8 protein-coding genes are annotated in these 12,397 nt (G+C 74.4%); 2 read left to right on the forward strand and 6 right to left on the reverse strand.

Annotation, left to right across the window (positions count from 1 at the left end; all coding sequences use genetic code 11):
* Positions 1–62: 62 nt before the first annotated feature.
* Together ACZ5GH_RS27610 and ACZ5GH_RS27615 are read left to right on the forward strand one after the other, a co-directional pair.
* Positions 63–4,058, forward strand: coding sequence for a polymorphic toxin-type HINT domain-containing protein (locus tag ACZ5GH_RS27610; RefSeq protein ID WP_464335563.1), 3,996 nt, complete (start codon positions 63–65; stop codon positions 4,056–4,058).
* Positions 4,058–4,360: a hypothetical protein gene (locus ACZ5GH_RS27615; protein WP_464335564.1), complete on the forward strand. Its 303-nt coding sequence runs from the start codon at positions 4,058–4,060 to the stop codon at positions 4,358–4,360. The genes ACZ5GH_RS27610 and ACZ5GH_RS27615 overlap by 1 nt, the downstream gene beginning before the upstream one ends.
* Before the next feature lie 92 nt (positions 4,361–4,452).
* On the opposite strand, the gene ACZ5GH_RS27620 is transcribed toward ACZ5GH_RS27615, so the two are convergent.
* The 6 genes from ACZ5GH_RS27620 to ACZ5GH_RS27645 are packed head-to-tail and all read right to left on the reverse strand — an operon-like array spanning position 4,453 to position 12,396.
* A complete protein-coding gene (locus ACZ5GH_RS27620) occupies positions 4,453–5,349 on the reverse strand; it encodes a phosphotransferase family protein (protein WP_464335565.1) in 897 nt (298 codons plus the stop codon).
* Entirely contained in the window at positions 5,346–6,605 is a 1,260-nt protein-coding gene (locus ACZ5GH_RS27625; RefSeq protein ID WP_387758595.1) for an MFS transporter, read from the reverse strand. The genes ACZ5GH_RS27620 and ACZ5GH_RS27625 overlap by 4 nt, the downstream gene beginning before the upstream one ends.
* The gene (locus ACZ5GH_RS27630) at positions 6,602–9,214 is read right to left on the reverse strand and encodes a lantibiotic dehydratase (protein WP_387758597.1); all 2,613 of its coding nucleotides are present in this window, start codon (positions 9,212–9,214) and stop codon (positions 6,602–6,604) included. Before ACZ5GH_RS27630 ends, ACZ5GH_RS27625 begins: the two co-directional genes overlap by 4 nt.
* Positions 9,215–9,218: 4 nt before the next feature.
* Positions 9,219–10,253, reverse strand: coding sequence for a PHP domain-containing protein (locus ACZ5GH_RS27635; protein ID WP_387758599.1), 1,035 nt, complete (start codon positions 10,251–10,253; stop codon positions 9,219–9,221).
* Positions 10,253–11,305 (reverse strand): hypothetical protein, encoded by a 1,053-nt coding sequence (locus ACZ5GH_RS27640; RefSeq protein WP_387758600.1) that lies wholly within the window; start codon positions 11,303–11,305, stop codon positions 10,253–10,255. The genes ACZ5GH_RS27635 and ACZ5GH_RS27640 overlap by 1 nt, the downstream gene beginning before the upstream one ends.
* Positions 11,302–12,396, reverse strand: coding sequence for an arginase family protein (locus tag ACZ5GH_RS27645; protein ID WP_387758601.1), 1,095 nt, complete (start codon positions 12,394–12,396; stop codon positions 11,302–11,304). Before ACZ5GH_RS27645 ends, ACZ5GH_RS27640 begins: the two co-directional genes overlap by 4 nt.
* Position 12,397 lies beyond the last annotated feature (1 nt).

Genomic DNA, 12,397 nt, shown 5'->3' on the forward strand with positions numbered 1-12,397 from the left:
CGTCACCTATCGTGAAGCCGCTGCGGCCGGGATTCGGCCGACGTCGACAGTGGAGGTTCCTGATGCGCCCTTCGATATCCCGTCCACGATGGCGGGGAAGGGGAGGGCCGCCACAGCTGGGCAGGCTCTCCCTGAGCCTGCTGCCCCTCGCCCTGACGGCCGGTCTGGTGGGGGCGGGCATTCCGAGCGCCGCCGCGGTCGAGCCGACCGGCGGTCACGTTCAGCTGAGCGCACGCGAGCGGGCGGTGCAGGCCTGGCTCGACGGCGGTCCCCGCACCCACGCACTCGCCGAGGCCGCGCTCGCGGGGTCCGACCAGGACGTGACCCGGTTCGTCTACGACGAGCTGGTCGGTTCCCAGCACGCGGACGACCTGCTCGCCGCCACGCAGATCGAGGGCGTGGGCGGGCCGAAGGTCCGCGAGGCCGCGGGCAAGGCGATCGAGGGCACCCCCGCGGAGCTGCGCGCGTTCCTGGAGAGCGGCTGGCAGTCGGCCATGGACGCGGACCGGCGGCTGTGGATCACCCGGATCACCGACCCCGCGATGGGTGCGGGCCGCGGCGTCCAGGCGGCGGGCGACGCCGCGCTGCGCAGCAACAGCAGCGACGAGCTTCAGCGGTTCCTGACCGAAGGGCAGTTCGCGGCGAAGGACGCGGACGACCGGGTCAAGCTGGTCCAGATCCTGAGCTCGGGTGGCGCCAACACCCAGGCGGCGGCTCGGGCGGCCCTGAACGGCTCCATCGAGGACGTCCGCGACTTCCTCGCGGTCGGCCGGTACGTCGCGCAGAGCCGTGACCAGGAGCGCGCGGACATCGCGCAGCTGGTCCAGCAGGCGCAGGACGCGGGCGCGCAGGCGGCCCAGGAGACGGCCGCGGCCATCGATGCCAAGAACACGGCGGTCTACGAGTCGCAGGAGGCCATGAAGGCCGCCGCCAAGGCCGTGTACGAGACGCAGCAGGCCGGCAACGACTCGGCGAAGGCCACGGAGGCGGCGAACAACGCCGCGACGGCGGCCGAGCGCGCGGGCAAGGCGGCCAACACGGCGCTGTCGGCCGCGCGGGCGGCCAACGCGGGTGCGCGGGCCGCGGCCTACGCGGCGGCGAACGCGGCCGCCGCGGCGTCCGGGGCCCAGCGGGCGGCCGCTGCCGCGCGGAACTCCGCGGCCGCGGCGGCCGGTGACGCGACGAAGGCGCACGAGGCGCGGGTGGCGGCGGACGCCGCCGACGCGGCCGCCAAGCTGACGGCGGCGGCGAAGGACACGCTCGTCCACTCGGACAAGGCTCTCGCGGAGAGCAAGGACGCGTCGGCCGCCGCGCTGAGCGCCAAGGGCAACGCCGATTCGGCGGCGGGTTCCGCCGAGCAGGCCGGTGCCTACGCGGACAGCGCCGGTGGGCAGTCGGCGAAGGCCAAGCAGGCCGCGGCCGCGACGCGCCGTCAGGCCGCCGAGGCCGGCCGCGCGGCGGCCGCCGCGCAGCAGCTGGCCGGGGAGGCCGCACAGCAGTCGCAGGTGGCCGCGGAGCTGCTGAAGTCGGCGGGCGAGCACGCCGCCGCGGCGGCGCAGGCCGCCCGGGACGCCGCGGACCACGCTGGTCAGAGCGCGAACGCCGCGCAGGAGTCGACCGACCACGCGAACGCCGCCTCCGGCTACGCCAACGAGGCCCAGGGCGCGGTCGACAAGGCCAACGCCGTCCAGGACCTGGCCCGCCGCATCGAGGCCGAGGACCTGACCGACCGCACCGCGGTGGCCGTGGAGAAGGCCCGCCAGGCCAAGGCCGAGGAACAGGCCAAGCAGACTCAGGTCGACCAGGCCGTCCAGGACGTCCAGAAGGCGAAGGCCGAGGCCGAGCGCCTCGCCCAGGTGGCCAACCAGCCCGGCGCCACCCCGGCCCAGGTCGCCACCGACGGCCGCAAGCTCGCCCTGATCTCCCGCAAGATCTCCGGTGAGTGGGGGGCGGCGGCCGCCGAGGCCGCCCTCACCGGCTCCGACACGGTTGTCCTCGACTACGTGAAGACCGGTCGCCGGGAGGCCGAGGGGCGCGACGCCCGCGAGACCGTCGCCGGAATCCACAAGAACTCCGACAACGACGCGGTCCGCACCGCGGCGTACGCCGCGCTGCAGGGCGACGCCACCCGGATCGACGCGTTCGTGAACAGCGGCCAGTACGAGGCCGCCGCGCCGGAGAACCGGCTAACGATCACCCGCATCAGCGACAAGGCCGGCCCGGCCGTCAAGGCCGCCGCCGACGCCGCGCTGCGGGTCAACACCCCCGCCGCGCTGCGGGACTTCCTCGGCAAGGGGCTGGCGGACGCGCAGGCCGCCGACGATCGGCTCACCGCCACCCGGCTGGAGGACGCGCCAGCCACCGAGCCCGAGCTCAGGGCCGCGGCGAAGATCGCCCTCGAAGGCCCCGTGCAGGGCCTGCGGGCCTTCGTGGCCGAGGGGCAGTACACCTCCCAGCAGAAGGACCAGCTCACCGCCCTGCACATGGCCGACGTCCAGAGCCTGATCGCCCAGGCGACCGCCGCGTCCGCGACCGCCGCGCAGAACGCGGCCACGGCCCAGGCCGCCGCCGCCATCGCCCGCGCCGCCGCCGACGAGGCCAAGGGCTACGAGGCCGCGGCCCAGGCGTCGGCCAACACCGCAGCCGAACACGTCGCCAGGGCCCAGGCCGCCGCCGATGCCGCCCAGGCCTCCTCCGCCAAGGCGGCCGCCTCCGCGAAGACCGCCAACACGGCCAAGGCCGCGGCCAACCACGACGCCGCCAGCGCCGTCCACTCCGCCGGCCGGGCGGAACGGTCGGCCGGGCAGGCCCGGGCGGCCGCGGCCGAAGCCCATGAGTCCGCCAGCGAGGCCCGGGCCTCGGCGGAGGCGGCCGGCCAGGACGCGACGGCCGCCCAGGTGTCCGCCGACGACGCCCGTGCCAACTACCAGGCCAAGTTCGACGCCGAGCAGAAGGCCGAGGCGGACAGGATCGAGGCCGACCGCAGGGTCGCCGAGAAGCAGGCGCAGGCCGAGAAGCAGAAGCAGGAATCGATCGCGGGGATCGAGGAGGAGATCAAGAAGGCGAAGGAGGACAACGAGAGCTCCAACGCGATCTACCGCCTCGTCTCCGAGAGCATCCACTTCACCCTCGACGTCATCGGCGGTGCGGGCGGCGTCATCGCCCCCGGCCTCGCCGACATCGCGGACCTGGTCAACTGCGCCTACTACGCCGTCGAGGGCCGCACCACCGAGGCGGTCACCTCCTGCATCGGGGCGATCCCCTTCATCGGCGACGGTGCCGCCGTCGCCAAGCTCGCCCAGTGGGCCAAGAAGTTCGGTTCCTGGGGCGAGAAGGCCGCCGAGTTCATCAAGAAGCTCGTCGGGCGTCTCCCCAAGTCCTGCCCGTTGAACAGCTTCCCGGCCGGTACCCGGGTCCTGATGGGCGACGGCTCCACCCGCGCGATCGAGACGGTCAGGATCGGCGACGAGGTCCTCGCCACCGATCCCACGACGGGACTGACCGGGCCGCGCCGGGTCTCGGCCACCATCTACGGCCCGGACGACCGCGACTTCACCGATCTCTCCCTCGGTGGCGGTCAGGCCCTGACCAGCACCGACCACCACGCCTTCTGGTCCGAGAACCAGAAGAAGTGGGTCGACGCCGTCGACCTCAAGAGCGGCGACGAACTGCGCGACCCGGCCGGACAGCCCCGGCGCATCGAGGACGTCCGGCACTGGAACACCCTCCAGCCCGCCTACAACCTCACCGTCGAAGAACTCCACACGTACTACGCACTCGCCGGGACCACGCCGGTCCTGGTGCACAATGACGACTCGAACCTGTCGCCCGAAGACCTCAAGGCGATCCGGACTTACGAACAGCTGATTGCCGAGCACGAGCAGAAGTTGAAGGAATATATCGCTAATCCGGACGCATACGACAACAAGGGATTCCTGAAGAACGCGCCCAGTGATGAGGTGCGACAGCGGATCATCGATGGAAGGGTCAAGCACCTCACGAAGGAGATCCAGACCTTCAAGGACAACATCACCAAGCTTCGCCCGGGAGGATGCTAGTGGACGAACCTGATGTGCAGATCTCCCTGGAGCGGCTGCGAGCGGCGCTCGACGTACTCGTGCGCCATGTCGCCGCCCGTGTGCCGGCCGGAGAGGTCGCTATCGAGCAGGACGCCTTCTGGTCGGTCCCGGTGGCATCGATGGCCGATGTCTACTCCGCTCCTCCGGAGCTCACCATCGGCATGGTCTCCGAATCGTGGAGCCAGGTCGAGGCGATGATCGATGATGAGGAAAAGGCCGTCGGATACGGCCTGGTCTGGCTTGCCGACGTGCTCCGCGCCATCGGGGCGAAAGTCGTGTGATCGCCGAGCCGTGATTCCGGCGATATCGCCGACTAGGTGACACCGCAAGGCCCCGCTGACATCGGTCGGCGGGGCCTCGTGGTGTCCTGGCGTCAGGTGAGGCGCTGGGCGAGGGTGCGGGCGTGGGTGGCGGCGGCGGGGCCGCGGGTGGGGTCGGGGGCCTCGGAGAGGAAGACCAGGGCGAGCATCAGGGCGGCGTCCAGGCGGCAGGCGAGGAGGCAGGGGTCGTCCTCGGCGGGGGCGGGGGCGACGGTGGCGTAGCCGGCGCGGAGGGCGGCCGGGTCGAGGTCGTTCTCCGGGTAGCGGGCGTACTCGGCCAGCCGGCCGAACTCCAGGGCGGGGGTGCCGAGGAGGGCGTTGGACCAGTCCAGGAGGGCGGTGGTGCGGCCCTGGTGGCGGCGGATGTTGGAGCTGCGGACGTCCAGGTGGAGCAGGCTGTCCTCGGTGAGGGAGGAGAGGTGCCGGGCGAGCAGGCCGGCGGTCGGGGGCTCGGGCCAGTCGTCGACGAGGCGGGCGAGTTCGGCCCAGCGGCGGCCTATCCGGCCGATGAGGGCGTCGGCGGTGGTGCCGCCCTCGGCGGCGACGGGGTGCAGCCGCGGCGGGGGTACCCGGTGCAGCCGGGCGAGGAGCCGGCCGAGCGCGTGGGAGTCGAGCGGGGAGCCGTCGTCCGGGACGTAGTCGGAGAGCAGCACGTCGGGGGAGTTCGGATCGTCGGCGAGGACCAGCTCCCGGGCCCGGGCGACCGGCAGGCCGTGCTCGGCCAGGTGCCGGGCGACGGCGTACTCCTGGACGAGCAGGGCGCGGGTGTCCACGTGCGGGTCGTTGGCGTTGGAGTCGAAGCGCCGGTGCGCGAGCCGGACGGCGACCGGCCCGCCGTCCCGCCCCTGCGCCCGGAAGACGGTGAACTCCAGGCCCTTGCCGACGAGTTCCAGACCGCTCAGGCCCCACTGCTCGGCCAGCCGGTCCAGTACGGCGAAACGCTCACTCATGCTGCATCCTCGGGGGTCTTGCGACGGTCGGTCACGCTGCTGTCGGTCATCCTGCCGTCCCGCAGCAGGGTGTAGGCGATCGGCAGGCAGGTCAGCAGGGTGACCACGCCGCCGAGGGCGAACGCGGCGCGCGGCCCGGCCGAGGCGCTCACCCGGCCGAAGACCAGCGCGCCGAGGGGCATCGTGCCCCAGGCGAACAGCCGGTAGACGCCGGTGGCCCGGCCGAGCATCCGGTCCGGGATGATCGTCTGGCGCAGCGAGACGGCGACGACGTTCCACACCATCAGGGCGAAGCCGGTGACGCAGTAGGCGACGGTGACCACGGCGACCCGGTCGGTGGCGGCCACCGCCAGCCCGGCGACGCCCATCAGGGCCAGGTTGCCGACCAGCGCGGGGACCCGGCCGACCGCCGTGGTCAGCCGGCTCGCGACCGTGCTGCCGACCACGCCGCCGACCGCCCCGGCGGCCAGCAGCGCCCCGTACGCGGCGTCCGGGAGCTCCAGCACGTCGCGCACCAGGATGACGAAGACGGCGATCTGGCCCAGGTAGACGGCGTTGATCACGCCGGCGGAGACGGTCAGGGCGCGCAGCAGGGGGTCGCGCAGGACGAGCACGACGCCCTCGCGGATGTCGGCGAGCAGGCGGGGCCGGTCGGCCGTGGGCCGGGGCTCGGGCCGGGAGCCGCGCACCCCGCGCAGCAGCGCCGCGGAGAGCAGGAAGGAGACCGCGTCGATCAGCAGCGGGACCGCCCGGCCGACCGTGAACAGCACGCCGCCGACCACCTGCCCGAGCAGGTCGCGGCCGACCGTCTGGACCGCGAAGAGCCGGCCGTTCGCCGACTCCAGCCGCTCCTTGGGGACGACGCCGGGCAGCAGGGCGAAGGACGCGCAGTCGAACAGCACCTCGCCGACGCCCAGCAGGAACGCGGCGGTGAGCAGCGGCCAGAAGGTCAGCCAGCCGGCGGCGAGCAGCACGACGGCGAGGATCAGCACCGCGGCGCGCAGCAGGTCGGCGAGGACCATCAGCAGGCGCCGCTCGAAGCGGTCGGCGTACGCCCCGGCGGGCAGGCCGAACAGCAGCCAGGGCACCGTGGTCGCGGCGGTGACCGCGGAGACCTGGAAGGCGTCGTGCAGCACCGCGGTGGACAGCAGCGGCAGTGCGGCGAAGCGCATGCCGTCGCCGACCGCGGAGGAGGCCGCGGCGCCGATGACCCGGTGGTAGCCGGAGCCGGGGCGGACGGTGGTGTCGGTGCTCACCCGCGCGGCTCCGCCGGGTCGGGCCGCTCCGCCGGGTCGGGCCGCCCCGCCGAGAAGACGGCGCAGCGCAGCTCGCTGGTGTACCGGTGGCCGTCCACCTCCAGCCAGCGCTGGTCGGGGGCGGGCAGCATCTCGGAGATCTCCAGGGTGCCCTCGGCCTTGGCGGCCAGCCGGCCCAGCTGGCGCACCAGCAGGGGGGACTCCCAGTCGACGTAGACCGGCTTCGGCTCGCCGGGGACCTTCACGAAGACGTGCCGGGGCAGCCGGTGCTCGGCGCGCAGCCGGCAGGCGGCGACGAACTGGGCGGCGTCGTCGCGGCCCTTCTGCCGGCCGAGGGCCGTGGTGTCGCGCAGCCGGGCGGCGGGGATGCGCCAGGTCTCGCGCTGCAGCACGACGCGGCCGCAGCGGATGCGGGGGATGTGCGCCAGGTCGGGGGCGTCCAGCCCGGCGCCGCCGAAGTGGCGGGGGAAGGCGAACGGGGAGAGCGGGTCCTGCCGGATGCTCGGGCCGCCGGCCGGGGGCGCCATCAGGCGCAGCCGGCCCTCGACGCCGTGGGCGCGCAGCTCCAGTCGGCCGTCGCGCAGCACCAGGTACAGCTGGGAGGGCTGCAGCACCCGGTCGCGGGACTGCGCGGAGCGGCCGTAGACCTCCAGGTCGTGGCAGGGGTAGACGAGCTGGGTGGAGGACTTGTCGGGGTGGCCGCGGGACAGGTTGGCGAGCACCTCGTCGTCGGCGAGCAGCGACCGGTAGCCGCGGTACACCTCGGAGAGCAGTTCGGGGGTGTGCTCCTGGATCAGCGGGCCGAAGCTGGTGTGGGTGATGACCTCCCGCACCGCGTGGCAGTCGCCGATGACGGCGGTGAACCGGCCCTCGGCCAGGTCCTCCCGGCTGCGGGCGGCGAACAGGATGTCCGGGTCGCAGACCGCGGGCGGGCTGCTCGGCTGGGCGGCGAGGACGGCCGCCATCCGCTCCCGGTCCACCACGACCTCGGAGCGGTCCGGGTCCGTCGCGGCCTCGCCGAGCAGGGCGGCGCCGATCGCCCGGTCCAGTTCGGCGAGTTCGGCCTCCACGGCGAGGCACTCCCGGGCGATGGCGTCCCGGTCGCGGAAGAACTCGGCGTAGAGGACGTCCAGCGGGATCTCCACCCCGGGGCCGAACCGCTCGGCCACCCACCGGGTGAGGATGACCAGTTCGCGCCGCATCCGCAGGCGGGGGCCGGCCAGCACGGTCTCGTAGACGATGGACAGCTCGTCCGTGATGAAGCGGGCGAGGTCCGGGCCGACGGTCAGGTCGGCCGGCCGGCCCCGGGCCTCCTCGAAGAGGATGCTGCGGTCGGCGTAGTGCAGGCCGCTGTTGCGGTTGGCGGGGCCCCCGGTCAGCTCCTCGAAGCGGGCCTTGGACTCGGCGAGCGCGGCCGCGCGCTCGGGCAGCGGCAGCCGGGCGAAGCGGGCCAGGTCGGCCTCGAAGCCGTCGATCGCGGTGAGCAGCGGGGCGGCCGAGTCGGCCGGGGCGTCGAGCAGTTGCTCGCGCAGGGCGGCCAGCGGCCGGTGGTCGCCGATCGGGATCTCGAACTCGACGACCAGCCAGTCGAGGTCGGCGAGTTCGCCGAGCACCTTGTCGAAGGGGACGGGGCAGCGCAGTTCGTCCTGCCAGGCCCGCCGTAGCTCGCGCAGGGTGCGTTCGCCGTCGCAGTGCTCCCACAGCCAGGCCTCGTACGGTTCCACCGGGCGGCCGCCGAGGTGCTGGAAGTCCCAGTCGGTGTCCAGGCCGTCGCGGGTGGTGAAGGCGTACAGGTCGATCCGGCCGTCGCGCAGGAAGGACAGCGGGCGGCGCCGGGGCCGGGCGTGGTCGAGCAGGCCGGGGACGGCGGCGGCGCTCTGGGCGAGCTTCTCGGCGGCCCAGTGGCTGAACAGCGCCCGCCGTTCCAGCTCCCGTTCGCCGGACCAGGTGATGCCGGGGGCGGTGCCGACCCGGCCGGGGGTGTAGGGGCCGAAGTGCGAGTGGGTCTCGTTCTTGGTGGTGACCCGCTGGAGGTACATGGTGAGCAGGTCGGTCATCTTGCGGGTGCGCCGGCCGGCCTTGCCGTCGTGGGCGTCGAGCCAGGCGGCGAAGGTGGGGTAGGCGGAGTCGTTGGAGAGCAGCAGGACCTGCCGCAGGCGCTCGTCGCCGAAGGCCTCGACCACGGCGGCCCCGGCCCGGTCGAGGCGGTCCTGGTGCCGGGCGGCGAACGCGGTCTGCTCCTCGGCGAACCGCCGGGCGGCGTCCTGGTAGGCGTGCAGCGTGGCGGCCGCCGCGTCGGGTACCGCGGCGGCCGCGGCGGCGAGTTCGGCCTCGGGGACGGGCAGCAGGAAGCCGGCGGGGGAGGACAGCCTGGCCGCGCCGGGCACCGGGTGCCGGCGCAGGGCGGCCTTGAACTCGTCGGCCAGGGCCTTCAGCCGCAGGCCCTGGTCGACCAGGTCGCGGGCCTCCTCGGCGGCGGCCGGGTCGGCCAGCGGCGCGAGCAGTTCCATCGGGAAGCCGGCCTGGCGGAGCACGACGACCGGCGCGAGCTGCCAGGCGACGCGCGCACCGGGCTCGGTGCTGGTCTGGGGGTCGTTGACGGTGGTCACAGCCTCACCTGGGGACTCGTGCGGACGGGGACTCGTGCGGACGGGGGGCGTCGGTCGTGGCGGCGCGGGGAACGGAGGCGGTGCCGGGAACAGTGGCGGTGCCGGCCCGGACAGCGGTGCCGCCGACCGGGCGCCGGTCGTGCAGGGCGTCCAGGACGGCCAGCGGCTCGGCGGGCAGCGCGGGCAGCAGGCCGGGGCGCGGCGCCCACGGCTTGACCCGCACCCCGTGGTAGTCGGACCCGGCGGTGGCGACCAGGCCGAGCCGCTCGGCCGCCTCGGCGAGCCGGGCGCTGTCCGCCGGGGTGTGCCAGCTGGTCCACACCTCCAGCCCGGCCAGCCCGGCCGCGCGCAGCGGCTCCAGCAGCGCCGCGCACTCCGGGGCGGCCAGCCCGGCGGTGTGCGGGCCGGGGTGGGCGAGGACGGCGACCCCGCCCGCCTGCCCGATCCAGGACAGCACGTCCACCAGGTCGGGGTTGACCGGGTGTTCGACGTGCAGCGGCCGACCGGGCCGGCACCAGTCGGCGATGAACCGGGCGAACCGGTCGTCGCCGTCGGCGTACGGGGCGAACCGGGGGTCGTCCCGCGCCGCCTCCAGCAGCAGGGCCAGGTAGTCGTTGACGTAGGCCACCCGGTCGCCGCCGATGCGGCGTTCGACGTCCGCCCGGTCGAGCGGCACGCCGAGGGACTGCGCCCGGTCGGTCCAGGTGCGCCACCAGGCCAGTTCGGCGTCGTGGACGCGCCCGATCCGCTGCCGGAACGGTTCGTCGCCGGGGTCGACGAAGTAGGCGAGGCAGTGGGTCTCCTCGCCGCGCCAGCTGGTGGTGATCTCGCAGGCCGGTACCACGGTGAGGCGCCCGCCGGCGGCCCGCTCGAAGGCGGCGACGCCCGCGACGGTGTTGTGGTCCGTCACGGCGGCGACCCGCAGCCCGGCCTCCACGCACCGCCGGGCCAGCTCGGCCGGGGCCTCGTCCCCGTCCGAGTGCCGGGTGTGCAGGTGCAGGTCGACCGGGGTGGCCAGGGTGGCGGGCGCCCCCCGCATCAGCCGGCTCCGGGCAGGGTGCGCCGCCAGGAGGCGGCCAGCCAGCGCTCGTACTCGGGACCGGACGGGTCGTCGACGACCAGGCAGAGCGGCTCGATGATCCGCCCCGCGCCGCCGGCCAGGCCGCCGTGCAGCATGGTCAGGTTGTGGCCGAGCAGCAGGTCGCAGTGCTCGCCCGGGGCGAGCACCTCCCAGCGCCGGCGGAACGCCGCCCAGGTCAGGCCGGTGGCCGTCAGCAGCTGGTGGCAGAAGAGCCGGGCCGCCTCGCCCCGGCACTCGCCGCAGGCGCAGCCCTGGGCCAGCAGCACCGCGGCGGGGTAGCGCCGCCGCTCCTCCTTGGTCAGCACCGCCTCGCTGTGGTGGAAGGACAGGCCGTGCCAGAACGGCTCCTCCAGCCCGAGCATGGCGCCCACCGAGGGGTAGGCGCAGCCGTGCTCCGACTGGCGCGCCAGGCCGCGGCTCAGGTTGTCGCCGAGCCAGCGGGCCGCGGTGGCCGCCGGGTCGTCCCCGCGGTCGATGCCGCGCCGCTCCAGCACGTCGTCGATCACGCCGAGCCAGTCGTAGTACGTGGTGACGCTCAGCCCCTCGCCGACCTCGGGCAGGAAGATGCCCTGGTACATCTTGTGCGCGGGGGTGGTGGTGTACCCGGAGTCGCCGTAGGTGCGCCGGGCCGGGTCCCAGTCGGGGGCGTCCTGGAGGCTGGGCGTCAGGTACGAGCAGTGCTGGCCGTCGTGGTGGGGCAGCAGGGTCCGGGTGGTGTAGCCCTCGGGCACGTAGGTCCGCTGCGCCCGGTCGACCTCCAGCCGCATCCGCGCGGGGGCGCCGCGGGCGATCAGCGCGGTGCGCACGCGCTCGACGATGCCGGTGGACAGCCGGCGGCTGTCCTCGATCCCGAGCCGGAGCCGGCCGATCCGGAAGACCGCGTAGCCGACCCGGTGGATGACCTCGACGGCCTCGGCGGCGAGGGCGTCCAGCGCCTGCTCGCGCTCGGCGGGGGCCCCGGAGACCAGCCGGGAACAGTCGAACTGCGCTTCGTGGGGCGTGAATCTCACCGGTGCTCCAGGGGTGCGGAGGTGGGGCCGGGGGCCCAGGGCGCGAGTTCGGCCGGGGCTCCCTCGGTGCGGAACAGGAACTCGAAGAGCAGCCGGGCGGCGATCTGCGCGGTGCCGCCCGACGGGTCGTAGCGGGGCGCGATCTCGGCGATGTCGACGGCGCCGACGGGCAGCGCCCGCAGCTCCTCGTAGACGTCGAGGAGGTCGCCGATGCCGATGCCGCCCATGGTGACGTGCCCGGTGCCGGTCGCCGCGGCGCTGTCGAGCACGTCGATGTCGAGCGAGACGTAGACGGTGTCGCAGCGCGAGCCGAGCTCCTCGATCACCGGGCGCAGGGCCGCGGCGGCGCCGTCCCGGGTGATCTGGGAGCCGGGCACGACGTGGAAGCCGCTGTCGATCAGGCCGCGGAACTGGTCGTACTTGGTCACGTCCCCCACGCCGACGAAGGCGATGTCCTCCGGGCGCATCTGCGGGATCTCGCTGATCCGGCGGGAGTTGGAGCCGTGGTAGAGCGGCCCGTGCAGGGTGCTCCAGTTGCCGAAGTCGAAGTGGTGGTCGATGTTGACGAACCCCACCCGGCCGGCGCCGCGGTCGAGCCGTCCGGCGCGGAAGCCGGCGAAGGTGGGGAAGGTGCACGAGTGGTCGCCGTTGAGGAAGACCAGGTTCGGGGCGTTGCGGCTGAGCCGGCGGCTCTCGGCGGCGACGGCCTGGAAGGTCTTCACCGTGTCCGTCGGGTAGATGTGCAGGTCGCCGGCGTCCGCGACGCGGGGCGCGTGGTAGCGGAAGGTCTGCCCGGTGCGGGTGTCCAGCATCCGCCACTGGCCGAGGCTGGTGAGGTAGCTGGAGAAGACCAGGCTGGCCTGGCGGATCGCCCGCGGCCCCTCCGCGGCGCCGGGGCGGGAGCTGGCGGTGGCGTCGAAGGGCACGCCGGACACCACCCAGCCCCGCTCGCCGACGTCGACCTGGTCGGCGGTGGTGGTGGGGGCGCCGAAGAGGGTGCCGACGCCGGCCCAGCCCGGCAGCGGGTCCTGCTCGAAGTCCTCGGGCTTGACGCTGTTCTGGAGCGCTTCGAAGTCGGGCAGCTCGGTCATG

This window comes from Kitasatospora sp. Xyl93, assembly GCF_055383135.1.